The sequence below is a fragment of the Vibrio caribbeanicus ATCC BAA-2122 genome, assembly GCF_000165125.1.
GTDB classification, from domain to species: domain Bacteria; phylum Pseudomonadota; class Gammaproteobacteria; order Enterobacterales; family Vibrionaceae; genus Vibrio; species Vibrio caribbeanicus.
Map to the genome: position 1 here is coordinate 179,843 of NZ_AEIU01000059.1, position 24,846 is coordinate 204,688.

Consider the following 24,846-nt stretch of genomic DNA (forward strand, 5'->3'; position numbering starts at 1 on the left):
TATGCTATTCCCCCGATTATAAAGATGGCTGCAATGATGGTTTTTGAGGCCATACTACATCCTTAAGCGTTGTATAGGTTTGGGTGATATCGCGCAACTTTTGGCGATACTGACGATACGGCGCAATATCTACGCCATTATCTAGCGCAATATTGACGAGGTAGTCCGCTTCAATTAACAGCGGTTTTCGAGATTCACGAATCAAAATTAATTCACACTCAGGATTTAAGTTGTTGTAATTAAATTCCTTGTCCATTATCCAAGCTCCGGTAATGCAAATAGTTTATGTGGGTGGTCGATAAAACCAGACGCAGTAACAGGCAATGCCACTAACATTGAGCCTTGTCGAGAGGTTGCTACAGGGTGCGGGTGAACATAGTTACCAAATGATGTACTTTCGCGTTGCTGACGGGTAAAACACCATTTCCCCTCTTTAGCTCCGGCCGCAAAGCCACCATATAATGAACCTGATTCAAGTTTCACAAACGCCGCATCGCAACCAGCGCCACTAATTGGGGTAGGCCTATTGTTCACAGCATTCCCGCCACTGAATGAGGGGAATATTAACCACTCTGAACCATCAAAGGGATCTGGAAAATCCCAACTCACACGAAACACATTAAAGCTTCGAAAAAAGTATTGCTGTTCTCGGATATTGAAGTCTGGGAAGTCGAGTTTAACTCCTGACTTCATCTCGCTCAGAATCTGCATTTGATACCCTGAACGATCACGAGGACATCCACTAATTCGCTCTATAAGCTCCATAGTTACGCCACCATTCACCATGAAGCCATCAGGTATTGAGCCTGTAATTACATCCATTGTTTGATTTTTAGTAAGCGCCAGAACCGTAACTTTATCCAAGATTGGCGCAACAGCATTTTTCAATGCTTGGTCTTGCTGTGCAATTTTTGCATTAGAAACGTTTTGAAAATTACTCAATGCTTGCTGAGTATCCGTTGAAAAAGTTTGCTTAAGCGCATCAAATTGTGTTTGCATCGTGCGGATAGCACCGCCTTTAATGCTATCTAATAGGTTTCGAGCTTCCGTTACCATTTGCCCGATTGCAGTAAAATCACTCATAGAGCTTGTTTCTCCATTTCTTCCGTCACGACCTTTAGACGTGGCAGCGCATTTGCTACAACACTATCCGCCAGTTCGTAAACGTCATTATCTGAATTGAAAGCGTGACGCTGCATAGATATTACCGCCGCGCTTAATGCTACCTGATTGCTGTAAACGCCTTGCATCATCAAAAGCGCATCTACTTGCTCAGGCTGTAGGTTTTTAAGATGTTCCGTGAGCGGGTCGTATTTCACGACCACTCTACGGGGCAATAAGTGGCTCATCGGTGAACCTCCATCATTGCCAGTTTGAGAACTTCACCGGAGTTGTTGTACGCCCAGAGTTCACCGCCCCCTGTGACCGTAATTCCCGCAGGAGCTTGTCTGTCCCCCATGACAGGAAGCCCAACAACCGCACACACGTTGTAATCCCCAATCATTGCTTCCACTTCCGTATCACTAATGTTTTGGATAACCACCTCAAGCCGTGTCACAGAGGCAGTAAACAAACGCTTTTTTTCATTGGGTTTGATAAGCAAATGGTCACGACTGATAAAACGCTGCGCTGTCTCTGCCCTTGTGGTCACAGGGGAGCGAATCTCACTCACTGCAATGGAGTCAGAAAATTTCACCTGTGCGGGCGGCGTTGTTTTTAGGTCGTGTTTGGTTAACTGGTAAACAACGCGGATTGATGCCGTGTGCGGGTTAGATATTTCAAGCTCTTTAAAGCTGCGAATATCTAACGTATCCCCCGCGTCTACTCGGATTTGTTCGCCGTTGTCGCTGCGCACATAAAGGTACTCTTGTGACTCACGGACAATGAGCCACTTATCAGAACCAACACCGAAACGCTTTATTTCATTGGGCTTTAAGACAAGCTGTTTCATTATGCCCCCTTAAATACCATGGCGACGATGCTCACCGCTGAGACCACCGCAACAGCAATAGCAACTTTAGAAATTTCTCCCGCGCTGCCCGTTTGACTGCGTGACGCGGTATTTTCAGCCATTTTCAACGCGGCGCGGGCGTTTTCTCCCGATTGCACCGCCATTGATTTAATAGCAGACGTTGTATCTGCGCTGTTCATGCGCATGTTATCTATCGCCTTCTCTGTCACCTTACGATTGCTGTCCACTGAGCTTTTGCCAAAGGCTAGTGCTTTTGATAGTGATTCCTGACCATTATCAAGTGCGGCCTTAGTGACTTTCTCATTAGATTTAATCGCATCAGAGCCCAAATCAACCGCCTGTTTAATGGCAGCGCTATTACTATCTAATGCACCTTTCGCGATTTCCGAGGCTTTTTCCATTGCTCCGTGGTCGGTCATTGAAATATTGCCAAGGTTCCCATTTACGCCCGATATGACGACACCCAAGTTATCTCCAGATATAGCACTGGTGCCGCTCGTATTCGTTGTGCTCGTTGAATTACTGCTTGAACTACTGCCACCGCCGCCCATTAGCATCCCTCCAGTTGAAGTGACATTACCGTGTCATGCTGTGATTGACTCATGACTGAAAATCCAAAGCCTTTGAGAATCCGAGTCATGCCACGGCGTACAGTGTGATACTTAATTGAGCGATAACCTTGAGATTTGACTGCCTCAAGAATAACGGGCGCGGCTTTGTTTAAGCCTTTGCCCGTCATGGCCAAAATTAAGTAATCATTGTCATCAGTGACATAGCCGACAAAGCGCAAAGATACGCCCTGCTCCCTACCCATCAAGTGATAGAAACTTGCGCGTTGAGTCCTTACCGCATCGCAACAAAATTCAAACTCTGCTTTTGCACAATGCACCCCGTTAAACGCTCTTTTGATAAGGCCAAAGAGCGCGGGCAAATCAGAGCGAGTGGGACGCAGTAAAGTGAAGGTCATTTTTTCATTAGCCATACGACTGCCCCCACTCCCAATACCACCCAAGGCAACCAAGACGAAGCACCGCCGCCAAAGGTAATCGCTCCGTTACGAATACCACCTATTGAATTAGTCCCTGTCGCTTTACTTGGCCCCGCCGAACCGCCGCCCGCGTTGATTGGCATTGACCCAGAGTTTGTTAGTCCACCTCCTATATCTGGTATCATTTGCTCCCCTTAACGACTCGATAAGCCATATACGCGCCGCCCCCTAGTGCGGCGGCTTTAAAAATTTTCGTTGCACTCGAACCAGACCAAAAGCCCGTCCCGAACCCGACACCACCCGCCAAAAGCGGGAGCGCAATAATTAACGGCATTGCTCCCCCTTACTTTTTCATGGCAACAACAAGCGTAATCAATAACGCGACACCCAACCCGCCACCGACATAAATCAAAGTCTTGTCGATAGGTTGAGATTGCGGCCTTGTGACCGCATTTCCGTGATTATCTTTTACAGGCTGTTGAGGTTGTTGAGTGGTTCCCGCGTTTGTCGATGAGTCGTCACTGGTTGCGGTATCAATCAAGTTACCGATACCTTCCCCGACATCATCAAGTAGGCCACCGCCGAATTCGCTTAAATCATCCCAAAAAGCCAAAGCTCACCCCCTTACACTAAATCAGGGCGAACGACTTCCACTGACTCAACAATGATTGGAATTGAGCCTTGTGGCTGATTGGTTTTAACCGTGAACTTAAGCTCAGAGCCGTGAGCCGTAGGAAACAATTCATCAATGTAGAAACCGCGCATGATTGGGTCAAAATGAAAACAATCTGCTTGCCAGTAACGGCGGTTACGCTTTGCTCGCATCTCTTCCAGCTTGCGTGAAGAGTCATACACTTTCACAAAGTCTCGATGAATTTGTAGTGAGTGAATATCACCATTTAAGAAGTGCATACGGCGCACTAATTGAAGCGGGCCCGAAACAAGATCTAGGAATTCATTTTCTGTCGAGCTTGCTTGCATGGTTTGCTTTTTGATTTTTGGCACAACCACACGCGCCTGTTGGCGCGCTGACACAGACGCCCAAGCTTGTAGCTGCACTTTCGGGGCGTTTTCTTGTGACGCTGGCGCTATTTCCACTTCTAGCGTGATGTTGTCGCCAGATTCCGTAACAAGCCCAGTGTAACGCACCCCATTTTTGGTTTTGGCTGTGATGTCAGAAAGCGGGATAGTGAAAAAACCCTCTGTTGAAGCGAGACCTTTATATGCTTCAAGCTTTTTGATGAGTTCACCATCAAGCACAATGATTTCATCTGCATTAAGTGAAATCGTGACGCGCTTAAGCTGCGCAGCAGAAAGGTTTGTTTCTAAGAACAGCTCTTCGTAAGTGGGGCCGATTGGAATAGTCAGCGTTGCTTTTTCGCCGTAATCCGCACCTGTAAAAGAGTTCAATTTAGTAGGAGTAGACATAAATAACCCCCTTAACCGATTTTATCTTCAACAGCGTCAACGTTGTTTGACGCCCAAACTACGCCAGCCGCGACGATTGCCGCCACAACGCCAATCATTGCTAATTTCTTTGGTGTAAATCCTGCCATTTCTTTACCTATAAAAAAACCGCCCAACATTAGGCGGCTTTATCAAAGCAAGGTATTCACAATCGATACCTAACGGCGATTGTGAATGAATTGGCAATAGTTTGGCTTTGGCTCACACATTACCAACGAATTGTCCCTTTTTCGTACTGTTTGCCGTTTTGCAGTAAATATTCAAGCTCGCAAAGTTGGTCGATTTCATCGGCGGGGATACCCGTCATTTTTTCTAAATAGGTCGCGCTTGCTTTGGTCTTTTGCATCATCACACATGCTCTATGGCAGTTATCGATGATGGTCTTAGACACTTCTTGGCCGCGCTGGAAAAGGTTAATCGTATGCAGGTTAAACTTTCGCCCTAAGCGCAATATTTTGCCATGATAGCCAGTAGCCTTCCCTGCGTGTTCGCTGTGCTCTGCTACTTCCTCACAGATGATTTTAAGCGGTTTATTGTGCTTACCATTACCCATCGCCCAAATCACCTGACAATACTTGTCGAAGTCCTTGGGTGTGGTTTCATGAATGGGCTGATACGCAATCTTAAAGCCTTGCTTTGTCTTACGTCCTGCTATTAGTGCAGCCGCAAACTCTTTGATATTGGGATAGCCTCTTACGACTCGGCCTGCGAGCTTACCTGTGTAATCGCCAACGGGATCAAACAAGGCGACTTGGTCAGTCGCTTTAATAAAAAGTTTCTTAGCAACGGAAGTCTTACCGCTGCCGCTCATACCAACGGCAAACACATGGCCGTTCTTAAGCTTGTTATTGGGGTTAATGGGTTGCATTGATTGTGCCTCTAAATAAAAACCGCCCGATATTGGGCGGCTTTATTAAAGCAAGGTATTCACAATCGATACCTAATGATTATTGTGATCTGAACACCGACAAAATTGATAAGCATCACGTACCATATTTTCTAAATTTTAAATATCATGGTGGTCGTAATGAAACCTGATGCACTAAAGTCGGTCGGAGAAGCTCTAGCTAGCCGATTCAAGACTCCTCTTGTTAGCTCATTTATCTTTGCTTGGTTGATGGTCAATCACACTGTTGTACTTGAGTTCTTATTGACAACAGTCGACACAAAATTAGAGATGATCAAGGTTTTACAGTTTGATTGGGAAACTGATGTTCTTTTCCCATTACTATCTGCTCTTCTTTTCATTATTTTTGTCCCAGTTCTTCAACTGTCTTTGGATGTTCTAGTTTTTGTAGTTTTGGGAGATTTACGAAAAAAACTCGATGAAAAAGTTGCTAACAATGCTTTAAGATCAACCGTTGAGCATCAAGCTAAGCTAGTCGATGCTGAATTGGAAAACTGGTCAAATGAAAAGAAGTCTCTCACTGCAGAACGGGATAAACTCCAACTTGATTTACACAACATAGAGGATAAGTTTCGCGACTCAGAAAAAACTGTCAAAATTCTGAAATCAGAGATTAGAGAGTTTGAATCGGTAATAACGGATACGATCGAAATCTTGGACCGTCCAAATCAGAATATTGGTACAGAGTATGAATTTACGGGCGATATCTCAGAACTCAATTCCAGAGCATTAGACAAACTTAAATGGTCATTACCCGAACACATGCCTTTTTGATGAGGGCAATAACTAGATTTTAAAAGCCGCCTTTTCGCGGCTTTTATCATTTTCAACAATCGACATTACACCCTTCAAAAATAGGACATAGAGATCCTTGATGGCATTGCACAATGGCCCCTTTTGAAATCATTTCTCTTGCCTTCTCCTCAGTGACGGGCGTTGAATCAACAAGTGCATCTTTCAAATCTTCTTTTAAGTCGTCACGAACTAATAAAAGCAGCTCGATACCTGCAATTTTAACTAAGTAAAAAGAGGCGTTATTCTTCAGAAATAGCATGCTCTTGTTCCTTATCTTCAGGGGTAATTTCTTTCGCTCTGTCTATCGCTTTCAGTTCTTTGATTTGCTGTACTGAACTAAAACCAAGCAGGCCAGCGGCCGCAATAAAGGTCATTTCTTCTTTGTATTGTGATAGCCATGGTGGCAGCTCCCCACCGTATTTTACAAATAGAGGAGCGGCGGCCTCTGCGACGCTCTCCGCACCCTCTTTGGTAAATTCGAACTCTTTATGAGCAAACATTTTTAGACCTTGCTCAACTGCGCCCAGTAAAGCAAGTGTGGTTTGTTTGCCTGTCTCTAACGCTAAGTTTTCTTTCGGGTCTTTTCGCTTAACTACACTATCTGGGTCGAAGTCTTCACCATCCAGCTCTGCGAGTAATGCCCTCTCGTCTAACTCGCTGTGAGTCTCTAATTCCTCAATTTCTGGAATGTCTATTTGATTAATTTCTAATGCTTGTTCACTCATTAGGCCACCGCCTTTAATACTTTAAATACGCCACCCAACACAAAGCCTGTTACCGCACCAATGCCAACACACGCCGCCGTCCCCATTGGCTTTGGTTCAGTATCCGGTTGTGGTTGATTCACAACAGGCTTTGGCTCTGATTGTGGTTCCGGTTTTAGCTCTGGTTTGGGTTGGTTGAGTGCTTCAATTTCTGCTTGAATCTCTTCAATAGATTTAAAGCCTTTCATTTTGCTTTGTGCCGCTGAGCCTGTTCGATTATCAACCCCACACTCGCAGCGACCATATACATATTCTTTGCGTTTACCCGAACCCTGTATGATAGCCTTAGGCGTCATGCAGGTGCGGCAAGTGATGTAGCCTAAAATCTCTTTTTCCATTAGTCGCGCTCCTTTTCCAGTGCGTTTAGACGTTGATTAAATGCCTTAAATAGCCAAACAGTTTTGATTAGCCAATGCTTAACAAACCCAAACCCCATAGGCGGCTTATAAGCTTGCGATTCCGAATCCATCTCGTTTAACAGTCGTGTGGTTTCGGTTTGTAGTGTCTTTTGTTCCATTGGATTCCTTACTATGTAGTCATTAATCGCCCGTTTCGAAGTCGCAACGAGGTGTATTTGTCAACGGGGACGGTTGCCCCCAATGAAAGAGGTTTGAGCAAGCATTGAACCCCTTTAACGCTCCATCCGGTCACGTCCATCAAGGCTTGCTCAAGTGGTGAAATCGTTGGTTTTTCTGGTTGGTTACACTTATTTTCAGTGCTCCAAGGAGAGGCTCCGCCTCTCTTAAGGTCAAGAGCGCGACGCTTTACGTCTTTCGTTTTAACCAAACTAAAGTGCTCGCTACAGGTTTCGATAACCTTACCTAGCCAGTCGATACCAATAACGCGCTTTACCTTGTCGCCGTACTGGTTGAATTTCTCTTCATAGGCAAGCTTTGCCTTGAAACCTAATTCACAAAACCCTTTCCAGCGCGAGTTGTCCGCATGGTCGCGTAAAGCTTCTAGCTCTTCATCAAATGCCGTATCCATTGCATTAGCGCGGCGCAATTGACGCCATAAGCCCACCGATGGAGAGCCAGACTGTGAAAACTGTTTGATTCGGTGAATGCGCGCCCACGCAGTCGCAGAGAGTGCCGTTTGTTTTGCGTCACCCTCTGGCATGTGTGCGCCGTTGATGTTCTTAGAAATGTACTTAATGATGTAGCCCGTAGCCGTACCCAAGGCAGGGTCACAGGCTTTGATAGTGATACGAGGCGAAATATCGAGCTTACCGTCAATGATTAGCTCGCTCTTATCCTCTTCTGTCGCTATACCCTCAATGATGTCTATGAGATCTTGTTTCTGGTCTGGTCGCACATACAAAAACATGTGGGCGTGAGGTGTGCCGTCCTTGTGAGGCTCTGCCACACGTAGCCCAAACCACTGAATATCAATCTTTGGCTTTTTGAACCAAGCGCGTGCCAGCTTCCACTTTTCCATCATCACTTCATGGGCTTCTTTTGGCGTGCAGCCGTTCCACTTGTCAGAATTGCGGTGATACTTACTTGGCAGCGTCCAGTTAACAAACAAACCCTCATAGCCAAGCTCAATGGCGCGCTCTTCATCACCACGACTACGCACAACCAACTCAATACGGCGGTTTTCTGGGTTAGCCGTGGTGCGCTTGACCACTTCGGCAAGGTCAAAGGCTTGCCCTGACTCTTCACTTAGCACCGACATAGAATTTACAAATTGCTCTGCCTCAATTTGCTTCTTTTCCCAACGGGCATAAGAGCGACTCGATACGTATTTGCGCTGACCTTTTTGACCACCAACGCGCCCCAAAGCAATTTGTGAATACTCGATGTACTGAGTGCGCAAAAACTTAAATTTTCGCACTAGGTAATTAACATCCAAACAACGACGAATAGCACGCTCTAGCTCGCGCTCTGCGTCTTGAATGGTTTCGTGTTTTTTCTTGATTTGCGGGGCTTTGATATACAAACGTTTCATCTCTTCACGAATGCCATAAAATGCCGCTTCTAGCGCATCAAGGTAAGCTCTCTCGCCCTCTTCAATTTCAATCATTTGAATCTGACGGGTAAACATTTCCGCTAGGTTGTTAGCTAAGTGTTCTAGTGCTTCATCACACATCAGCACGCTATGATTCAGCTCGATAGAGTTCCGTGCGCCACTGTGAAAACGCGGCTTTTCTAGTGCGCTACTACGCTCATCCACAAAGCTGTATTTGCCCTCAATGTAGGGCGACCACTTAAGCGCATGTTTCACCGCGTCATTGGTGAATCGCTCAATGTTCTCATGTGTGGCATTGGTGCGGCGTTTACGGCGGGAAACCTGAAACCTCACATCATCTTGAACAATGCGAGGTAGGCGGGGCATAAACTTACGAGCAAACAACGTATACACTTAATATTCCTTGTAACGTCTAACAGGTTTAACGGTTGGCGGGTTGTTCCAAAGGTCGATAGCAGCTTGAGCGTTAGCTGCCTCTAAGCCCTCAAAACCACAGTCATTGCAAAGCACGAAATAACGCGGCGTGTCGTCGAGTGTGGACTCACAGAAAACCGCGTTTCTGTCGCACTTGGTGCAAGCTCGGATAGATTGAATTGAAATGTGTGTACTCATAGTGTCACCAGTGACGGGTTATAAATTCTCTAGAGAAACGTACTTACCTGACTCTGTATCTCGCAGGGTGTTAAACGTTAAATGACGATAGTCACAACAGGCTTTTGCCAGCATATGGAACTCACTTTCTCTTTTCTCTGGAATCCATAGAGTGACCTTTTTCAGCCCTTGCGCTTTCTTGGCTGCTTCATATTTAGCATTGCGACTCACTATTTGTTCTCCCACTCAAGAGCATTAACGCTAAGCTGGCGTTTATGCTTGGTTCTATTCAAGCCATGCTCTTCACGCAGTTTTTTCAATTGAAGTAGAGAACGTCTTAATTTCTCTGGGTCGGGGTTCACCATACCCGCCATATCAGGGCAAGGTAGGTGAATGGGATCGGAAACCTGCATGACTACCACCTCACCTCTTTGTTAGCCTTTGCGCCAACTAAAGAGATCAAGAAAATAACAAAACTCCAAAATGCCACTCCGATGTTATCTGCAATAAGAAATAACGAAAAAGTAATGTATGAAATGATAACTAATGGTTTGAATCGCACAGTGGTGTCCCCCTTAAATCGCCGCTTTCCAATCTTGGTACCGATCTGCTTGTTCTTTTGCTAATTGGTCGATAGCTCGCATATTGATTAGCACTCGACGTGCATCACTTGAATTTTCACGTTTTAGAAGGGGTAATTGGCCGCGTTTAACTTGCATTCTCACTGCCGCAATAGAGAAGCCCGTTAACTCTGCATATTTCTCAACTGTGACAAAAGAACCGTAAAAACGATTAACACCATTCAATTCTGTTTGTTTATGACCTATCATGAACCTTTAGCTCCCTTTTTAAGATAAAAAACCCAATGCATAGTGGGTTTGCATGGGTTAATGAGGGTTTAATTTAATACTAATATGCGTCAGTGTTCAATAGGGTTTAGGTGGGTTTATGAAGGAATGGTTTTTAAGTACAGAGATAATTTCCGTTGATGGGACTCCAAACACCACTAATGGAATAAATCAAAAAGCCAGAAATAACAATTGGTTAAAGAGAAAAGCCGAAGGTAATGGTAGAGCAATGGAGTACCATATATCTAATTTTGGCCCCGACGTTAGAAAACGCCTTATTGAGACATACGTCACAGATGAGTCTGAAAGAATACAGCTTCTAGATAAATTTAAAACCCTACCTCCAAACAACGCATATGGCTTGAAACCTTTAAGTGAATTTAGTGAATGGGCAAAACTACCTGTATATGATGTTCACGCAGCCGCAGGCGCAGGAACATTGGTACAAACAGAATATCAAATAGGTGTTTTTAGCCTACCCGTTGAACTCCTTGTGGAGTATGGACTAAGACCAGAATTTAGTTCCATAATTTTCGTTGATGGTGACTCAATGGAGCCAACATTGAGCGATAGAGATAGGCTACTTGTTGATATTCGAGAGCAACAACATCCAGTAGCAAACGGTGTTTACGTTATACGCATTGATGAAGCGGTTTACGTTAAACGCTTGCATTGGGATATTGAACACAGCTTTTACAAGGTCATATCTGACAACCTTAAACACCCTGCTTTCAACATTAACCATAAGAACGGGCGCAATTTCAGAATCATAGGTAAAGCCGTTGCTCCTGTTATGAAGAAAATAATATGAGTATTAAGAAAGACGGCGAAAAGTGGCTCGTAGACTTGCGACCATCAGGAAGAAACGGCAAACGCTTCAGACGTAAGTTTGACAAGAAAGCAGAGGCACTGGCCTACGAAAAACACATACTATCTACGCACCACAACAAAGAGTGGTTGGGCTTACCCGTAGATAAACGTAACCTTTCTGAGCTTATAGATATTTGGTGGATTAAGTCCGGTCAACTTAAGCGAACCGCAACCAACTATCGCCAAAAGTTAGAGCTTATCTGCCGTGAATTGGGAGATCCAACTGTAAACAATATTGACGCAACTTTAATTAATAACTGGCAATTAGAACGCATGGCGAAAGGACAAAAGGCAAACACAGTTAGACGCCTATCCTCATGCTTAAGTAATGTCTTTTCAGTGCTAATTGAGACAGGTGATTTTACTGGTGCACATCCACTTAGAGGCTTAAAGAAACCCACACCCGAAAAATCAGAGATGACCTACTTAACTCTTATGCAAGCCCAATGTCTTTTGGACTATCTGAAAAATGATTGGGAGTTGTTAAAAATCGTAGAGGTTAGTTTGGCTACTGGTTCACGGTGGAGAGAAACGGTCACGCTAAAGTCAAGTAACCTCAGTCCCTACCGCATCAGATTTACTAACACTAAGACTGGTAAACCAAGAACAGTCCCCATCAGTAAACAGCTATATGATGATATTTACCCTGAAATTGGCGGCAAACTGTTTAGTGAAGATCCACAGAAAAGGCTAGTCAAAGTATTTAATGAACTAAAGTTTGATTTGCCAAAAGGGCAAAAGGTACATGTTTTGCGCCATACATTTGCAAGTCACTTCATAATGAATGGTGGAGACATCTTAACGCTTAAAGAAATACTTGGACATTGTAGTATTAATCAAACCATGACATATGCGCACTTGGCTCCTGATCACTTGGTTGATGCGATTAAACTCAACCCACTAAGCAAATTAAGAGATCCACAAAATGACCACATTTATGACCCAGAGTGCCCCATAATGGTATAAGAAAAAATTTAAATTATTGTTTTTAATAGAAATGAACCACTTTCACCTATCAAAAACAATAACAAATAGGCCCCGCAAGGAGCCTTTTTTCTCAAGTCTGTTGACCTTTCGAAATACTTTTTATTGCAAGGTATTTACTAATACCCTTGCATCGCGACTAGAACGCATTGAGCTCGAACATAATTTAACCACGAAAGATCAACAGCTCCTATTTAGATACTTAAAATTACACCGACAATGGCGGCACTCATTAAGTTCGCCATTACACCTGAGGTAATCGCACGAAACCCATATTTTGATATAAACGCTCGTCTCTCGGGAACCAGCGAACCCAGCCCACCGATGAGCATTGCCATGGTCGAGATATTAGCAAAACCACACAGAGCAAAGGTAACGATAGCTTGGGAATGAGCGCTGAGCTGCTGTTTTACATCCATAAATTGAATAAAGGCAACAAATTCATTTACCACCACTTTATTACCAATCAAAGAGCCCGCCACCATGGCTTCGCTCCAAGGAATACCAAGCAACCAAGCTACAGGTGCAAAAAGGTAACCTAAAATCAATTCAAAGCTCAGTGAGATATTAAACACATCACCAATTTTGCCCAATATGCCATTCAACATGGCAATGATACTAATGAAAGCAAGTAAAGTTGCACCCACGGCAACAGCAATTTTGACACCAGCAATCGCACCATCAGCCATCGCCTCTACCACGTTAGTTGCCCTTGGGATCTCAACATTTTGCTCTTCAACTTGCGACTGAGCAGATTGCGTCTCAGGAACCATGATTTTCGCCATCAAAAGCCCTGCAGGTGCTGACATAAATGCAGCCGCTATGAGGTAATTAAGATCAACACCCAGAGAGGCATAACCTACTAATGTGCCGCCTGCAACAGAAGCCAATCCTCCCGTCATAACAGCGAAAAGTTGTGAGTCACTCATTGTTTTTAAGTAAGGTTTAACGACCAAAGGGGCTTCTATCATGCCAACGAAAATATTAGCGGTCGCTGATAAAGACTCAGCTCGACCTGTACCAAGCAGTTTTTGCAGAGCACCGCCAATGCAATTGATGACTTTAGGCATGAGTCCTATATGGTATAAACCGGAGATAAGAGCAGAGAAAAAAATGATGATGCACAGGACGTGAATAGCAAAGGTAAACCCACCTGTTGCTAAACCACCAAATAAGAAATTGATTCCCTCTTTACCATAATCAATCAAGCTGGAGACAGCTTGGGTCGCTTCATTTAATGCCACCTTCCCTGCTGGGATGTAGAGGACTAAAGTTGCAAACACAACCTGCAACAAAAAAGCGAAGGAAACAGTTTTAACATTAATATTTTTTCTATCTGAAGAAAATAGAATGGCGATCAGCAAGATCGAGACGATACCAATCATCGAGTGCATAGGTGGAACCAGTTTTACAATAAAATAGGCGCCGGAGTTTAATTATAATATTTGATCAAGCAAGGCGAGATTGTTACATCTTTGTTTATTGTCTTTTCTCGTCTAAAATTAAGATTTTAAGTTTCTGATTTTTAATCATTTAAACGTTTGCCCAGAAAGATAAATTCCATATGGAATTTATCTTTCTTCATTTGGAAATAATTATGCTCAGTGGGGAGAAAAAATCTCAGCCTAAACGGTCGGGGTTACACGCTTTAACTAAGACTTCTTTTATGAATTCAACAACGACTTTAGTTTTGTTAGGTAAATAGCGTCGACTGGGGTAAATACCATAAAAAGGTAAATCCAATGCGACATGCCAGTCTGATAAAACCTGAATCAGCTTTCGGTCCTTAAACTGGTCATCTATTAGAAAGGTCGGCACGAGGCTGATACCCCATCCAGATTCGGCCGCATCGCAAAGAGCATTCGCTGAGTTAATCATAAAATTCCCTTTGACATTTACATTTACGCTTTGACCCCCTTTTGAAAATGGCCAAGTATCAAAAATTTCATTACCTTTCTCATAAATCAGGCAATTGAGATCTTTGAGATCGTTTGGATGAGAAGGTACTTTATTGCGAATAAGATAATCAGGGGATGCAACTACTATCAGTTTATTATCAGCCAAACGTTGCGCCACGTATCCCTGATCAATAGAAGTGGATCTGCCCGCTGTAATCCAGAGATCAATGCCTTCTTCTAACAAATCAAGAGAGTGGTCTAGTGTTAAAACGATCTCAACTTCAAGTGCAGGGTATTGCTTTTTCAGATCATTTAGAGCAGGTATCAAAAGCGCAGTCCCAGCATTTGGCATGCAAGCAAGTCTAAACACACCACTGACTTCGTCACGCATACTTTCGATTTCGGTATACCCTTTTTCGACAGCCTTGACCAACTCGGTACAAGACTCATAAAACTGAAGGCCTGCTTGAGTCGGGGTAAAATTTCTTGTTGAGCGTTCAATCAACTTAACACCTAACGATTGCTCCAATCCAGCGAGTGTTTTACTTATGTGTGAGACTGAGACACCCAAACTCGCGGCGGCTCGACTAAAACTTTGATGCTTGACGAGTGCAGCAAATATAACCATGTTAACGGCTTTTTTCGACAGCATAATAAATCCGTGTAGACTTGATGATTTGCCTGTAAGGTTATGAAAAAGCGGTGACAGAGACAACTTTCATGTCTCTGTCTGTATATATTATAGTCTAAAACTCTTCCGTGCCGATCTGCCAGTTGACCTCTCTTTCCTGGGGTTTATAGGAGCCAAAAGGAATACGAGTGATAAATCCGCTGGCGCTCTCTTTAAGGAGACGATTCAATTCATTGTCTTGGAGGGCAGCAAGGTCAGGATTTATCTTTTCTTCATCGCTTCCCAATTCTTCATCGCTTCCGAATATTTTTTCGAGAGGTTTTTGAAGACCCCACATATTCGTCAACATATCATCGCGTACATATGAGTCTTTAATTGCAGAATGTATCTTCTTTTTATCGTATCCCATTGTTTCGATATATCCGACAAGACCCTGCCAACGGACAGTGGGTACACCATAATACATTTCCGAATACTGCATCTCCAACATCTGTTTCTCACTTAAGAACCAAACATCATCTTTCATAACAGAGTTCTTTAAGCAGTAATGAACCTCGTACTTCAGTTGAAGTGTGTTTTCATCGAGAGTACACACACTTCTAGCCACATCATACAAATCTCTGAAATCTCTGTTTACTGAATAGATTTCATTGAACATGTCTAAACGTTCAGCTACCCCTAAGTAATGAAGTTTACTCATTAAAGATAATCGCTCATCATTACCAAACTGATTAGGTTGAGCAAAAGCCAGTTCTTTTTCCATTGAGCTACCCATTTCAAGAACACGTTCAACAAATTCGGCGTAAGTCTCTTTTTCTTTCCTAACGGGATCATCAATACAATCAGGACGATTTTCTATATCTTCACCGGAACAAGTTTCAAAGCCAGTTAGTCTACCCGCATAATAATCAATTGGTGTACCTGGCCCATAATAATTGGGATATGCTGGGTTATCTGTGAAACCTATATCTGCAATCATACGAAAAATTGTTTCATAACTTTTGTCATATGTTCTAGGTTCGACAGTCAATAGCTCCATAATCGGCTCTTCATCATCACTAACAACTGCGAATTCACCAAATTTTTCAACTAACTCGCCAGGGGATAGTGCTTTCAGAGCAAAACACTCGTTATAACTTTCATATCCTTTACACAAATCCATATTTGTAATTGATAGGGTTTTTAAGTTCCCGTCATTAATGATGTTATTAAATGTATGATCTTTGTTTTTTAGTTGTTCAATTACTTCATCCTTATGTTTATTATCACTCAGTAATAATAGCGTCGCTCGGTTGTCTATTAGCTGTCCGGAAAGTTTATCATTCCATTGACCGTCTTCATTATTATCCAGATAATTAGCAATAATATTTGCTACATGCTTGAGATGTTCATCGTCCACGTCTGACTCAGCATAAACCGTAATTGGGAGTTGACGGCCATCATCTACTTCAGACAACTTCTTTAATGTAATAACATCGCTATTGGGAGTGCTGCTCGGAGTGCTGCTCGGAGTGCTGCTCGGGGTGCTACTATCACCGCCACCACAACCTGTCATTATAGAGGCGGTTATTATAGCAGTAGACAATATTGGAACTTTTTTAAATGAGTTAAACATCTAATACACCTTAATTTTATATCTAATTTAATAAGTTAAATATCTAAATTAATCCCTTAAAAGATATCTTTTTTAAAAATTATAAGATAACATTTTTCGTTAATATTATTGTTATATTTATATATTAATTATTCAACCCACAAATGTTAAAAGCATGTTATACTGACTTTTGTTTAATAATAATAAAAATAATAAACTTGCTTTAATTCATAGTCTTATAAGTATTTTTCTAATGGCAATTTCATGTAGGAAAAACTCATTTTCCTATCAGTTTAATTTTAATAAAACATCATGTAACTATGTAATAGTATATTTTATTTTTTGGTGAAAGAATTATTTAAATAATGATTAAATGATTTATTATATAACTTAAATTAGTTAAATTAACGTATAATTTTAGTATAAAATAGAGAAAATTTAACAAGGTGGAATTTATGGTATAAAGTAATTTTTCATTTATATGAAAATAACTTTCAAAAACAATCTGTAAAATAACCAAATTTTAGTATAATTTATTGGGGAGATATATTTTCTTGATGTATTATGATTAATAAAAAATCTATACGTTCGTCAATTGTTAAAGCGCAGAGTAATTGACTAGAGTTTTATATCTTATCAAGGTAGGGACGTACTATCATTTAGTGTTTGTAAATGGAGTCTAAGATAAGATCCTATGGATCTTAGTTTTCTGATGAAGAGCATCCTCTCATACTTACACTAAATAAATATCGAGGAGAATATGGAATTTATTTTAAATAAATTTGAGCGTTTTATCTAAGATAATCTAAGAATAGAGGCCAACTCCCAAACGAGTAACATGGCAGGCTTTAGTCACCACTTCTTTCATATATTCAATGATAATTTTGGTCTTTTGTGGCAGATAACGTCTACTTGGATAGACACCATAAAAAGGCATAACGTATGATGCACGCCAGTCTGGTAAAACCTGAATTAACTGACCCTCTTTTAGCTCATTACCGAATAATATGGAAGGAAGATAACTTATACCCCAACCAGCCAAACTAGCATCACGAAGAGCGTAACCCATATTGACTGTATAGTCTCCTGATACTTTGATATTGAGATCTTGTCCATCTTTCGAAAAAGACCACACATTATAATGTGTGTCCCATCCTTGATATATCAGACAATTGTGATCTTGGAGTTCATCAGGATGAGAAGGTGCTTTATTCTTCATAAGGTAGGCAGGCGATGCCACCGCCAAAAACGTGTTATCTGCAAAACGCTGCGCTACGTATCCCTCGGCAATTGAGCCGCTAATCGTGATCCAAAGATCAATACCAGTTTCCAATAAATCAAGATTTTGATCTGTTGTGAGATAAACTTCAATCTCAATATCAGGATATTGCTGCTTAAAGTCGCTCAAAGATGGGATCACAAACTTCGTTCCCATATGAGGCGTACAAGCAATTTTAAATACCCCACTTACCTCATCACGCAGGCTATTAATTTCTGCATAACCCTGTTCGATGTTACTGACTAAATCTGTACAGTGTTTACTAAACTTCAATCCTGCTTGAGTCAAAGTAAAATTTCGTGTCGACCTTTCAATCAGCTTGACACCTACCGATTGTTCCAAAGCGGCTAATTTCTTGCTTATATGTGAAACAGAAACGTTTAGGCTCTCCGCCGCTCTGCTGAAGCTTCTACACTTCACTAATGCCGAAAATACAACCATTTGTACGGCTTTTTCTAACTGCATAATAACTCCGCAAAACTCGAAATCGTTTGTTTTTTCACCACCGAGCAGAAAATAACACAGGGAATACTGTCTAACTTCTTAGTTATAAATAACACCCTTGAGCTTTTCTTTTAAAATCTGTTGCACAGATGGAACTCTTATATTGGTTTTGTTTAATAAGTAAATCTTATTGTGTAAACCAAAGAAAACAAAGAAATATCAATGTAGTACATCGACCGAATAAAAAGTAATCCATCATTAATTAAACGCTATAATCAAGCGTTATTAAGGATATTGCTTTTCCAAACTGCTCATTCTCTGGTATCTCAAAGGTCAACTTATACAAAGCTAGCGCTCTAGATATAACTATCTTCATCTATAAGAATTCATGGTGCAAACTGCAGTTGTTAATGGTTTGTATAAATAAAAGTCCAAGATAAAAGAAAATTTAAATAACCACTAAATATCATGGTGTTAGGAAAATTATACTTTTAGCTTTTCCTCAAAGAAAAAGTCATTATCCTCACACACTGGTATAACAACGAAAGCATCTAGCCTGACATTCGCAACTATTGATAATGGAGGTAAATTTTCGTGGCCTGTCACAACTAGGGTTACAGCTGTTTTTATAAAATAATAAGCGTTTATTCTGGATAGTTGATATGGGGGGCTAAGTACTCATCCCAATAACAAGGAGTACCGATTTTTTCTTTGATGAATTCGATAACCGCTTGAGTCTTTTTAGGTAGGTAGCGCCTGCTGGGGTAAACCGCATAAAAAGGCATGTTTTGCGAAGCTTGCCAATCGGGCAGCAATTGGATTAATTGACCATTTTTAAACTCGTCTTTTAAAAGATATGTGGCCAAATAAGCGATACCCCATCCTGCTATTGCCGCGTCTCGGATAGCTTCGGCAAGATCAACCGTATAATTCCCCGAGACTTTAATATTAAGATGTTGACTACTTTTTGAAAAAGCCCAACTATTGTAGTGTCTTTGCCATCCTCGATAAATCAGGCAGTTATGATGTTTTAAATCATTAGGTTCACAAGGTGCTTTATGGTTAACAAGGTATTCAGGAGAAGCAACTGCAACGAATTTAGAATCTGCGACTCGTTGAGCCACATACCCTTGAGGAATACACTCATTATTGGTCACCCAAAGATCTAAGCCCTCTTCCAACATATCTACTTGGTAATCAAATAAGTGTACCTCGACATCAAGCTTGGGATACCGCTGTCTTAGTGTTTCAATGGCAGGAATGATATGTAAGGTTCCAAAAGACTGTGACAACCCTAACCGCATAACACCGCTCACTTCATCACGCTGGCTCTCAACTTCAAGCTCAGCATTACTGACAATCGTCAGCAAATCAGCACAGTGATCATAAAATCTGAGCCCGGCGAGAGTAGGTGTAAATGCTCTTGTTGTTCTCTCGATAAGTTTAATCCCAAGCGACGTTTCTAATTGCGCCAACTTTTTACTCACATGCGAAGCAGAAACTCCCAAGCTCTTTGCAGCAAGTGAGAAATTTTTATGTTTGACCAATGCTGCAAAGACGACCATTTGTGAGGCTCGTTCTGAAAGCATAACTACTCCAAAAAAAAGGAGCTCTTAGAGCTCCTAAACTATTTACAACACAATTCTATCAGCTAAATGGCTGACCGCGAGAGCGAAATAATAGGAGCGGTTCCATTTCATTAGCACATTGTAGTTGTTATAGACCAAATACACTCGACCATTGGCATCGTCTGGTGCAATCAGCCAAGCTTTGATGTCGTGCTTTAATTTAGGTAGAGGTTTACCGTCATACCGGGTGATACCCATCTTATTCCACTCTGATAGATATTTACCCTGAGCCTCACCACGGCCTTGTACGCTGGTATCAAAGCCCTTGGGCAATTTGACTTGTCGACCCCAGGTGAAACTATCGTTCCAGCCCGATTGATGTAAGTAGTTAGCTGCTGATGCGAACACATCAGCTTCAGAGTTCCATATGTCCTTTCTGCCATCTCCACTTCCATCTTTGGCAAAAGAAAGAAACGAGCTTGGCATAAACTGGCACTGCCCCATTGCTCCGGCCCAAGAACCTTTGAAGTCCTCAACTTTTATATGCCCCTGATCCAAAATTTCCAGAGCCGCCATCGTTTCTTTACGAAAAAATGCTTCCCTTCTGCCATCAAACGCCAAGGTTGAAAGAGCGTCAATTACCTTGTAGTTGCCCGTGAATTTGCCAAAGTTACTTTCAACCCCCCACAAAGCAACGATAAAACGAGGCTGTACTCCATAGGCCAAACCGATACTTTGTAATTCTTGGTAGTGTTTTTCATAAAGCGCTTTCGCTTGTTTAACTTTCCAGTCAGGCACAGCGCGAGGAATATACTCATCCAATGTCAGTCGTTTTTCCGGCTGATTTTTATCTGCGGTGACCGCCTTGGGGCGGTGGGAAACACCAGCAAAAGCTTCTTGGATTGTTCTCTCGGAGATACCATTGGAGCGAGCTTCTTTCTTTAAGCCCTCAATATAACTGTTAAAGCTTGCATCATTTGCAAATGCCGAAGAAGCGATGGTAAAGCTTAAAGCAACCGACCATATTTTTTTCACGTTTGCCCTCCTTGAACAAGTGACCATACATCCCTATCAGGTAATTAATGAGAAGAACGTTGGTGAGCTTGTTTTTGTTCTTTATATTCATCAAGTAAATTTTTCGGCGGTGGAGGGAGTTGTAAGAAAAAGCCATCATCTGTTAAGGATTGCTTTACTTTTTCTACATCTACCTGAGCCAATTGCCGTCCTTCGAGTTTGACCACCATTACCATAATTGGTTTACCAAACATTTGCAGTAATGTGTCAGGAACCTGTGAAAAGTCATCTTTTTTAGGGATATATAAGTATGCTCCCTCTTTTTTAGAGCTTTTATAAATTGCACAAAACATGGGAAACCTTTTGTCAGTCTAGATGATGAAATGTTAATGTTTCGCTCTTTTGCGAGAAAAACCGTCAATTGTTCGCAAACTCGCTTGCTGAGCTTATGTTGTGAATATACCATGATACCCTAAGCCAAGAGAATAATATCAATCAGTGGTATCTAAAGATGTCTAATGCTCCAGATTTAAAAGGTAGTAGCTTTACTCTGTCTGTTTTGCACCTTTCTGATAATGATATTGATAAGACAAGTCAATTTCTTCAGGAAAAAGTGGAACAAGCACCCGCTTTTTTTGCGAGTGCCCCTATTGTCATTAACGTTGCCAAAACAGAGGGTGATATTGATTTTTTTGATCTGAAAGAGAGAATCTCACTCTCTGGTATGATACCTGTCGGGATCACTGGTTGCCAAAATAAACGTATCGAAAACTTAGCATCCGAGGCTAACTTCGCTGTTTTATCGACGAGTCGTCCTACAAACCAAGCTCCCGCTCAAATGAAGCCGACCAAGATCATAAGAAGCCCTGTTAGATCAGGACAGCAAATATACGCGAAAGATTGCGACCTTGTGGTGTTGAATCATGTTAGCGAGGGAGCCGAAGTCATCGCAGATGGCTCGATACATATTCATGGAACCCTTCGTGGTCGAGCAATCGCTGGAGCAAATGGTAACACTGGCTCAGTAATTATTTGTAACAAACTTAATGCGGAATTAATGTCGATTGCGGGCCACTATTGGCTAACCGAGCAGTTCGCAGAGCAATTTTGGCAGCAAAAAGTTATGTTTAGTTTAAATAGTGGCTCACTTGAGTTTGAGCTATTAACGGTTTAATTTTATAAGGAACAAATGATGGCACGCGTTATAGTTGTCACTTCAGGAAAAGGTGGCGTTGGTAAAACCACATCAAGTGCTGCAATTGCATCTGGCCTTGCAGTGAAAGGTAAGAAAACTGCCGTTATCGACTTCGATATTGGCCTACGAAACCTAGATCTCATCATGGGTTGTGAGCGCCGTGTCGTGTATGACTTTGTAAATGTCATTAATGGTGAAGCCAATCTCAACCAAGCCATGATCAAAGATAAAAGGACAGATAACCTATTTATCCTCCCGGCCTCCCAAACCCGAGATAAAGACGCTCTCTCAAAAGAAGGTGTGCGTCGTGTGTTCGATGAATTGGATGAAATGGGCTTTGACTTCATTATCTGTGATTCCCCAGCGGGCATAGAACAAGGAGCACTTATGGCGTTATACTTTGCTGATGAAGCAATTGTAACGACGAATCCGGAAGTCTCATCTGTCAGAGATTCTGACCGCATACTGGGTATTTTAGATTCTAAATCTCGTCGAGCCGAAGACGGGCTTGAGCCTGTGAAACAACATCTACTTCTTACTCGCTATAACCCAGCTAGAGTCGCTCAGGGTGAGATGCTTAGTGTCGAAGATGTTGAAGAAATCCTGCACATTTCATTGCTTGGCGTCATCCCTGAGAGCCAAGCAGTTTTGAATGCATCAAATAAAGGTGTCCCTGTTATCTTTGATGAGCAATCTGATGCGGGTATGGCATATAATGATACTGTAGAACGTTTGCTCGGAGAGCAAGTTGATTTCCGTTTTCTGAATGAGCAGAAAAAAGGCATCTTTAAAAGGCTATTTGGAGGCTAAATGTCATTACTCGAGTTTTTCCGCCCACAGAAAAAAACCTCAGCGAACTTAGCCAAAGAAAGGTTGCAAATTATCGTAGCAGAGCGCCGTAGCGAAGGTGATCCTGCTCCATCCTACCTTCCGGAACTTAAAGAGGATATCCTCAAAGTGATCGCTAAGTACGTTGCTGTAGACCCTTCAATGGTTGACCTTAGCTTTGAGCACAAAGATGACGATATTTCCGTTCTAGAGCTTAATGTAAAACTTCCCGAAGATGAGAAGTAGGCTGGCATTGGTGACAACACTCTGAATCCTGTGTCTTGAGGCCACTTGGTTACACAGCCAGTAAAGATATACTGAACATTAACAACTGCCTCGTCTTAATCATAAAGCTGACCACCCATACGGTCAGCTTTTCTTTGAATGTATCCTCTATCACGCCATACCACAGGTTAGCTTCAACACTTCGCCACTTGAAAAGCCCATAATATTGAAAATTTAACTATTAAGTTAAAAATTAAACGTTAAAATTAAGTTTTAGTATTTACTCGGATTCAATGTTGATGGCAGACTGAGTAAAAATCATACAGCGGATGCTTTTAGCCTCGTTATCGTTATCTCAACCCAAAATAGAAACGTATTTTCGATACATCAACAGTAGCCGTCTTCTTTGACACTTATGAACTTGGATCATCAGTCTATTATTTAATTGGTTTAGTACAATGCAAACATTTGATATTGCGATTTTTCTTCAATTTTTTCTCGGCCTTGTGGCTGCCGTAAATCCGATTGGAATAATGCCTGTTTTTGTATCGCTCACAGGTCATATGACCGCAGAAGAAAAACACAAAACGGCAGCAACAGCGAACATCGCTGTCGCTATTATACTTGTCGTTTCTCTACTCGCAGGGCAGATGCTTCTTGACATGTTTAGTATTTCATTAGACTCGTTTAGAGTTGCCGGAGGACTCTTACTTCTCAGTATTGCCTTTTCAATGATGAGTGGCAAACTCGGGGAGGACAAACAAAATAAACAAGAAAAGTCCGAATATGTAAGTCGTGAACAAATCGGTGTCGTACCTCTTGCAATGCCTCTTATGGCTGGCCCTGGCGCAATAAGTTCAACCATAGTTTATGGTGCTCGTTACCCGACTGCTATAGATACCGTAGGTATAAGCCTGACCGTTGCTGCATTTTGTTTGTGCTCTTGGTTACTCTTCCGTTCAGCTCCAATTATTGTAAAGGTTCTCGGCCAAACTGGTATCAATGTCATAACACGTATTATGGGGCTTATACTTGGAGCTTTAGGTATTGAGTTCATAGCAAACGGCCTTCGAAATCTATTTCCAGGTCTTGCCTAATTTTATTGATAGATGATTTAAACAAGATTTAGTTACAAGGTTACTCTCAGCATGTCACGCCGTTCCTTAAAGCATTATTTATACGTTACTATTTTTGGTACTCACACGAGAGCTGGACGTCTTTTCGATATTCTCCTTATCATTGCGATACTCTCTTCTTTACTCGTACTAACTTTAGAGTCGGTGCCCAGTATCGCGAGTGAATGGGGAAAGCAACTCAGAGCTCTAGAATATACTTTCACGTGCTTGTTCACTCTTGAGTATTTATTAAGGCTTTATTGCTCTCCAAAACCAAGTGCTTATGCCAAGAGTTTCTACGGTGTTGTTGACCTATTGGCTATTTTGCCCACCTATCTAGCCTTCCTCTTTCCCGCAGCATCATCGATGAGCGTGATCAGGTTGCTACGTGTCATGCGGATTTTCCGCATCCTGAAATTGGTACGTTACTTACAAGATTCCAACATATTGCTCAGGTCACTACTTATGGCGCGCAGGAAAATATTTATTTTCTTTAGCACAGTCGCAATCTTAGTGACTATTTTTGGCTCGCTCATTTTCATTATTGAAGGGCCAGAAAATGGCTTTACGAGTATTCCTAAAAGTATCTATTGGGCGATCGTCACCATTACCACTGTGGGTTATGGTGATTTGGTGCCACAAACACACCTTGGTAAGGCTATCGCTTCGATAACTATGCTACTAGGCTACTCTATTCTCGCGGTTCCTACTGGGATTATTACTGCGGAACTAAGCCAAGAAATGCGGACACATAAAACCTTAGTCAAATGTCCCAACTGCTCTAAATCTGGCCATGAGTCTGATGCGATACATTGTAAATACTGTGGTGGAGAGTTGGCAGAACCAAACCAAAGAGTTGTCGTGAATGAGGGGAAAAACTAAACCTTACTGTCGTTAA

Annotated in this window: 35 protein-coding genes; 8 read left to right on the forward strand and 27 right to left on the reverse strand. The window is 42.0% G+C overall.

Translation table 11 applies throughout. The annotated features are described in order from the left end of the window. Positions 1–16: 16 nt before the first annotated feature. The 11 genes from RH40_RS06490 to RH40_RS06535 all read right to left on the reverse strand — a co-directional run bounded on the left by RH40_RS06490 (position 17) and on the right by RH40_RS06535 (position 5,295). Positions 17–256 (reverse strand): phage tail assembly chaperone, encoded by a 240-nt coding sequence (locus RH40_RS06490; RefSeq protein WP_009600626.1) that lies wholly within the window; start codon positions 254–256, stop codon positions 17–19. Then, the gene (locus RH40_RS06495) at positions 256–1,083 is read right to left on the reverse strand and encodes a hypothetical protein (protein WP_009600627.1); all 828 of its coding nucleotides are present in this window, start codon (positions 1,081–1,083) and stop codon (positions 256–258) included. The genes RH40_RS06490 and RH40_RS06495 overlap by 1 nt, the downstream gene beginning before the upstream one ends. Further along, the gene (locus RH40_RS06500) at positions 1,080–1,349 is read right to left on the reverse strand and encodes a hypothetical protein (protein WP_009600628.1); all 270 of its coding nucleotides are present in this window, start codon (positions 1,347–1,349) and stop codon (positions 1,080–1,082) included. Before RH40_RS06500 ends, RH40_RS06495 begins: the two co-directional genes overlap by 4 nt. Then, on the reverse strand, positions 1,346–1,951 hold the full coding sequence (locus tag RH40_RS06505; RefSeq protein WP_009600629.1) for a hypothetical protein: 606 nt from the start codon (positions 1,949–1,951) through the stop codon (positions 1,346–1,348). Before RH40_RS06505 ends, RH40_RS06500 begins: the two co-directional genes overlap by 4 nt. Further along, on the reverse strand, positions 1,951–2,523 hold the full coding sequence (locus RH40_RS06510; protein ID WP_009600630.1) for a hypothetical protein: 573 nt from the start codon (positions 2,521–2,523) through the stop codon (positions 1,951–1,953). The genes RH40_RS06505 and RH40_RS06510 overlap by 1 nt, the downstream gene beginning before the upstream one ends. Next, on the reverse strand, positions 2,523–2,939 hold the full coding sequence (locus RH40_RS06515; RefSeq protein WP_039954377.1) for a hypothetical protein: 417 nt from the start codon (positions 2,937–2,939) through the stop codon (positions 2,523–2,525). Before RH40_RS06515 ends, RH40_RS06510 begins: the two co-directional genes overlap by 1 nt. Further along, positions 2,936–3,145: a hypothetical protein gene (locus RH40_RS06520; RefSeq protein ID WP_009600632.1), complete on the reverse strand. Its 210-nt coding sequence runs from the start codon at positions 3,143–3,145 to the stop codon at positions 2,936–2,938. Before RH40_RS06520 ends, RH40_RS06515 begins: the two co-directional genes overlap by 4 nt. After that, entirely contained in the window at positions 3,142–3,294 is a 153-nt protein-coding gene (locus RH40_RS20885) for a hypothetical protein (RefSeq protein ID WP_009600633.1), read from the reverse strand. The genes RH40_RS06520 and RH40_RS20885 overlap by 4 nt, the downstream gene beginning before the upstream one ends. Positions 3,295–3,303: 9 nt before the next feature. Beyond that, positions 3,304–3,573, reverse strand: coding sequence for a hypothetical protein (locus tag RH40_RS06525; protein WP_009600634.1), 270 nt, complete (start codon positions 3,571–3,573; stop codon positions 3,304–3,306). A gap of 11 nt (positions 3,574–3,584) precedes the next feature. Then, positions 3,585–4,388 carry a major capsid protein P2 gene (locus RH40_RS06530; protein WP_009600635.1) on the reverse strand — a complete coding sequence of 268 codons (804 nt, stop codon included), beginning with the start codon at positions 4,386–4,388 and terminating at the stop codon, positions 3,585–3,587. A gap of 247 nt (positions 4,389–4,635) precedes the next feature. Beyond that, entirely contained in the window at positions 4,636–5,295 is a 660-nt protein-coding gene (locus tag RH40_RS06535) for a hypothetical protein (protein ID WP_009600637.1), read from the reverse strand. 159 nt (positions 5,296–5,454) lie between these two features. On the opposite strand from RH40_RS06535, the gene RH40_RS06540 reads away from it, so the two are divergent. After that, positions 5,455–6,108 carry a hypothetical protein gene (locus RH40_RS06540; protein ID WP_009600638.1) on the forward strand — a complete coding sequence of 218 codons (654 nt, stop codon included), beginning with the start codon at positions 5,455–5,457 and terminating at the stop codon, positions 6,106–6,108. 52 nt (positions 6,109–6,160) lie between these two features. Here RH40_RS06540 and RH40_RS06545 read toward each other — a convergent pair whose 3' ends face one another. The 9 genes from RH40_RS06545 to RH40_RS06580 form a co-directional block, all read right to left on the reverse strand. Next, positions 6,161–6,388, reverse strand: coding sequence for a hypothetical protein (locus RH40_RS06545; protein ID WP_009600639.1), 228 nt, complete (start codon positions 6,386–6,388; stop codon positions 6,161–6,163). Continuing rightward, the gene (locus RH40_RS06550; protein ID WP_009600640.1) at positions 6,369–6,854 is read right to left on the reverse strand and encodes a hypothetical protein; all 486 of its coding nucleotides are present in this window, start codon (positions 6,852–6,854) and stop codon (positions 6,369–6,371) included. The genes RH40_RS06545 and RH40_RS06550 overlap by 20 nt, the downstream gene beginning before the upstream one ends. Further along, on the reverse strand, positions 6,854–7,231 hold the full coding sequence (locus RH40_RS06555) for a hypothetical protein (protein ID WP_009600641.1): 378 nt from the start codon (positions 7,229–7,231) through the stop codon (positions 6,854–6,856). The genes RH40_RS06550 and RH40_RS06555 overlap by 1 nt, the downstream gene beginning before the upstream one ends. Next, on the reverse strand, positions 7,231–7,410 hold the full coding sequence (locus tag RH40_RS06560; RefSeq protein WP_009600642.1) for a hypothetical protein: 180 nt from the start codon (positions 7,408–7,410) through the stop codon (positions 7,231–7,233). Before RH40_RS06560 ends, RH40_RS06555 begins: the two co-directional genes overlap by 1 nt. A gap of 11 nt (positions 7,411–7,421) precedes the next feature. After that, on the reverse strand, positions 7,422–9,257 hold the full coding sequence (locus RH40_RS06565; RefSeq protein WP_009600643.1) for a replication endonuclease: 1,836 nt from the start codon (positions 9,255–9,257) through the stop codon (positions 7,422–7,424). Then, on the reverse strand, positions 9,258–9,476 hold the full coding sequence (locus RH40_RS20300) for a hypothetical protein (protein WP_081454981.1): 219 nt from the start codon (positions 9,474–9,476) through the stop codon (positions 9,258–9,260). Positions 9,477–9,494: 18 nt separating this feature from the next. Then, the gene (locus tag RH40_RS06570) at positions 9,495–9,686 is read right to left on the reverse strand and encodes a hypothetical protein (RefSeq protein WP_009600644.1); all 192 of its coding nucleotides are present in this window, start codon (positions 9,684–9,686) and stop codon (positions 9,495–9,497) included. Beyond that, a complete protein-coding gene (locus RH40_RS06575; protein WP_009600645.1) occupies positions 9,686–9,868 on the reverse strand; it encodes a hypothetical protein in 183 nt (60 codons plus the stop codon). The genes RH40_RS06570 and RH40_RS06575 overlap by 1 nt, the downstream gene beginning before the upstream one ends. 162 nt (positions 9,869–10,030) lie before the next feature. Beyond that, positions 10,031–10,285 carry a hypothetical protein gene (locus RH40_RS06580; protein ID WP_009600646.1) on the reverse strand — a complete coding sequence of 85 codons (255 nt, stop codon included), beginning with the start codon at positions 10,283–10,285 and terminating at the stop codon, positions 10,031–10,033. A 118-nt stretch (positions 10,286–10,403) separates the two neighbouring features. Between RH40_RS06580 and RH40_RS06585 the strand changes: the two genes are divergently transcribed. Both RH40_RS06585 and RH40_RS06590 read left to right on the forward strand, forming a co-directional pair. After that, a complete protein-coding gene (locus tag RH40_RS06585; RefSeq protein ID WP_009600647.1) occupies positions 10,404–11,114 on the forward strand; it encodes a peptidase in 711 nt (236 codons plus the stop codon). Continuing rightward, complete coding sequence (locus RH40_RS06590; RefSeq protein WP_009600648.1) at positions 11,111–12,139, forward strand: phage integrase; 1,029 nt, start codon at positions 11,111–11,113, stop codon at positions 12,137–12,139. Before RH40_RS06585 ends, RH40_RS06590 begins: the two co-directional genes overlap by 4 nt. Positions 12,140–12,351: 212 nt before the next feature. Here RH40_RS06590 and RH40_RS06595 read toward each other — a convergent pair whose 3' ends face one another. From RH40_RS06595 to RH40_RS06625, 7 genes are all read right to left on the reverse strand, one after another. After that, positions 12,352–13,551 carry a NupC/NupG family nucleoside CNT transporter gene (locus RH40_RS06595; protein ID WP_009600649.1) on the reverse strand — a complete coding sequence of 400 codons (1,200 nt, stop codon included), beginning with the start codon at positions 13,549–13,551 and terminating at the stop codon, positions 12,352–12,354. A 226-nt stretch (positions 13,552–13,777) separates the two neighbouring features. Continuing rightward, positions 13,778–14,707: a LysR family transcriptional regulator gene (locus RH40_RS06600; RefSeq protein WP_009600650.1), complete on the reverse strand. Its 930-nt coding sequence runs from the start codon at positions 14,705–14,707 to the stop codon at positions 13,778–13,780. A 94-nt stretch (positions 14,708–14,801) separates the two neighbouring features. Continuing rightward, complete coding sequence (locus RH40_RS06605) at positions 14,802–16,301, reverse strand: hypothetical protein (RefSeq protein ID WP_009600651.1); 1,500 nt, start codon at positions 16,299–16,301, stop codon at positions 14,802–14,804. Between the two features lie 784 nt (positions 16,302–17,085). After that, a complete protein-coding gene (locus RH40_RS06610) occupies positions 17,086–18,024 on the reverse strand; it encodes a LysR family transcriptional regulator (protein ID WP_009600652.1) in 939 nt (312 codons plus the stop codon). Positions 18,025–18,647: 623 nt separating this feature from the next. Then, positions 18,648–19,592, reverse strand: coding sequence for a LysR family transcriptional regulator (locus tag RH40_RS06615; RefSeq protein ID WP_009600653.1), 945 nt, complete (start codon positions 19,590–19,592; stop codon positions 18,648–18,650). Between the two features lie 42 nt (positions 19,593–19,634). Further along, positions 19,635–20,606 carry a lytic murein transglycosylase gene (locus RH40_RS06620; RefSeq protein ID WP_009600654.1) on the reverse strand — a complete coding sequence of 324 codons (972 nt, stop codon included), beginning with the start codon at positions 20,604–20,606 and terminating at the stop codon, positions 19,635–19,637. A gap of 44 nt (positions 20,607–20,650) precedes the next feature. After that, entirely contained in the window at positions 20,651–20,938 is a 288-nt protein-coding gene (locus RH40_RS06625) for a YcgL domain-containing protein (RefSeq protein WP_009600655.1), read from the reverse strand. Between the two features lie 158 nt (positions 20,939–21,096). Here RH40_RS06625 and minC point away from each other — a divergent pair, with 158 nt between their 5' ends. The 5 genes from minC (at position 21,097) to RH40_RS06650 (ending at position 24,830) form a co-directional block, all read left to right on the forward strand. After that, the gene (gene minC, locus RH40_RS06630) at positions 21,097–21,759 is read left to right on the forward strand and encodes a septum site-determining protein MinC (protein ID WP_009600656.1); all 663 of its coding nucleotides are present in this window, start codon (positions 21,097–21,099) and stop codon (positions 21,757–21,759) included. An 18-nt stretch (positions 21,760–21,777) separates the two neighbouring features. Then, positions 21,778–22,590: a septum site-determining protein MinD gene (minD, locus tag RH40_RS06635; protein ID WP_009600657.1), complete on the forward strand. Its 813-nt coding sequence runs from the start codon at positions 21,778–21,780 to the stop codon at positions 22,588–22,590. Beyond that, positions 22,591–22,854, forward strand: coding sequence for a cell division topological specificity factor MinE (gene minE, locus RH40_RS06640; protein ID WP_009600658.1), 264 nt, complete (start codon positions 22,591–22,593; stop codon positions 22,852–22,854). It abuts the gene before it with no gap. A gap of 437 nt (positions 22,855–23,291) precedes the next feature. Further along, positions 23,292–23,930, forward strand: a complete 639-nt coding sequence (locus RH40_RS06645; RefSeq protein ID WP_009600659.1) for a YchE family NAAT transporter — start codon at positions 23,292–23,294, stop codon at positions 23,928–23,930. Between the two features lie 51 nt (positions 23,931–23,981). Then, a complete protein-coding gene (locus RH40_RS06650) occupies positions 23,982–24,830 on the forward strand; it encodes an ion transporter (protein WP_009600660.1) in 849 nt (282 codons plus the stop codon). Positions 24,831–24,846: the final 16 nt, after the last annotated feature.

What these genes read in the sequence shown, in the direction of transcription:
- RH40_RS06490 (WP_009600626.1), bottom strand. Translation starts at nt 256, where the DNA reads ATGGACAAGGAATTTAATTACAACAACTTAAATCCTGAGTGTGAATTA.
- RH40_RS06495 (WP_009600627.1), bottom strand. Translation starts at nt 1,083, where the DNA reads ATGAGTGATTTTACTGCAATCGGGCAAATGGTAACGGAAGCTCGAAAC.
- RH40_RS06500 (WP_009600628.1), bottom strand. Translation starts at nt 1,349, where the DNA reads ATGAGCCACTTATTGCCCCGTAGAGTGGTCGTGAAATACGACCCGCTC.
- RH40_RS06505 (WP_009600629.1), bottom strand. Translation starts at nt 1,951, where the DNA reads ATGAAACAGCTTGTCTTAAAGCCCAATGAAATAAAGCGTTTCGGTGTT.
- RH40_RS06510 (WP_009600630.1), bottom strand. Translation starts at nt 2,523, where the DNA reads ATGGGCGGCGGTGGCAGTAGTTCAAGCAGTAATTCAACGAGCACAACG.
- RH40_RS06515 (WP_039954377.1), bottom strand. Translation starts at nt 2,939, where the DNA reads ATGACCTTCACTTTACTGCGTCCCACTCGCTCTGATTTGCCCGCGCTC.
- RH40_RS06520 (WP_009600632.1), bottom strand. Translation starts at nt 3,145, where the DNA reads ATGATACCAGATATAGGAGGTGGACTAACAAACTCTGGGTCAATGCCA.
- RH40_RS20885 (WP_009600633.1), bottom strand. Translation starts at nt 3,294, where the DNA reads ATGCCGTTAATTATTGCGCTCCCGCTTTTGGCGGGTGGTGTCGGGTTC.
- RH40_RS06530 (WP_009600635.1), bottom strand. Translation starts at nt 4,388, where the DNA reads ATGTCTACTCCTACTAAATTGAACTCTTTTACAGGTGCGGATTACGGC.
- RH40_RS06535 (WP_009600637.1), bottom strand. Translation starts at nt 5,295, where the DNA reads ATGCAACCCATTAACCCCAATAACAAGCTTAAGAACGGCCATGTGTTT.
- RH40_RS06540 (WP_009600638.1), top strand. Translation starts at nt 5,455, where the DNA reads ATGAAACCTGATGCACTAAAGTCGGTCGGAGAAGCTCTAGCTAGCCGA.
- RH40_RS06545 (WP_009600639.1), bottom strand. Translation starts at nt 6,388, where the DNA reads ATGCTATTTCTGAAGAATAACGCCTCTTTTTACTTAGTTAAAATTGCA.
- RH40_RS06550 (WP_009600640.1), bottom strand. Translation starts at nt 6,854, where the DNA reads ATGAGTGAACAAGCATTAGAAATTAATCAAATAGACATTCCAGAAATT.
- RH40_RS06555 (WP_009600641.1), bottom strand. Translation starts at nt 7,231, where the DNA reads ATGGAAAAAGAGATTTTAGGCTACATCACTTGCCGCACCTGCATGACG.
- RH40_RS06560 (WP_009600642.1), bottom strand. Translation starts at nt 7,410, where the DNA reads ATGGAACAAAAGACACTACAAACCGAAACCACACGACTGTTAAACGAG.
- RH40_RS20300 (WP_081454981.1), bottom strand. Translation starts at nt 9,476, where the DNA reads ATGAGTACACACATTTCAATTCAATCTATCCGAGCTTGCACCAAGTGC.
- RH40_RS06575 (WP_009600645.1), bottom strand. Translation starts at nt 9,868, where the DNA reads ATGCAGGTTTCCGATCCCATTCACCTACCTTGCCCTGATATGGCGGGT.
- RH40_RS06580 (WP_009600646.1), bottom strand. Translation starts at nt 10,285, where the DNA reads ATGATAGGTCATAAACAAACAGAATTGAATGGTGTTAATCGTTTTTAC.
- RH40_RS06585 (WP_009600647.1), top strand. Translation starts at nt 10,404, where the DNA reads ATGAAGGAATGGTTTTTAAGTACAGAGATAATTTCCGTTGATGGGACT.
- RH40_RS06590 (WP_009600648.1), top strand. Translation starts at nt 11,111, where the DNA reads ATGAGTATTAAGAAAGACGGCGAAAAGTGGCTCGTAGACTTGCGACCA.
- RH40_RS06595 (WP_009600649.1), bottom strand. Translation starts at nt 13,551, where the DNA reads ATGCACTCGATGATTGGTATCGTCTCGATCTTGCTGATCGCCATTCTA.
- RH40_RS06600 (WP_009600650.1), bottom strand. Translation starts at nt 14,707, where the DNA reads ATGCTGTCGAAAAAAGCCGTTAACATGGTTATATTTGCTGCACTCGTC.
- RH40_RS06605 (WP_009600651.1), bottom strand. Translation starts at nt 16,301, where the DNA reads ATGTTTAACTCATTTAAAAAAGTTCCAATATTGTCTACTGCTATAATA.
- RH40_RS06610 (WP_009600652.1), bottom strand. Translation starts at nt 18,024, where the DNA reads ATGCAGTTAGAAAAAGCCGTACAAATGGTTGTATTTTCGGCATTAGTG.
- RH40_RS06615 (WP_009600653.1), bottom strand. Translation starts at nt 19,592, where the DNA reads ATGCTTTCAGAACGAGCCTCACAAATGGTCGTCTTTGCAGCATTGGTC.
- RH40_RS06625 (WP_009600655.1), bottom strand. Translation starts at nt 20,938, where the DNA reads ATGTTTTGTGCAATTTATAAAAGCTCTAAAAAAGAGGGAGCATACTTA.
- minC (WP_009600656.1), top strand. Translation starts at nt 21,097, where the DNA reads ATGTCTAATGCTCCAGATTTAAAAGGTAGTAGCTTTACTCTGTCTGTT.
- minD (WP_009600657.1), top strand. Translation starts at nt 21,778, where the DNA reads ATGGCACGCGTTATAGTTGTCACTTCAGGAAAAGGTGGCGTTGGTAAA.
- minE (WP_009600658.1), top strand. Translation starts at nt 22,591, where the DNA reads ATGTCATTACTCGAGTTTTTCCGCCCACAGAAAAAAACCTCAGCGAAC.
- RH40_RS06645 (WP_009600659.1), top strand. Translation starts at nt 23,292, where the DNA reads ATGCAAACATTTGATATTGCGATTTTTCTTCAATTTTTTCTCGGCCTT.
- RH40_RS06650 (WP_009600660.1), top strand. Translation starts at nt 23,982, where the DNA reads ATGTCACGCCGTTCCTTAAAGCATTATTTATACGTTACTATTTTTGGT.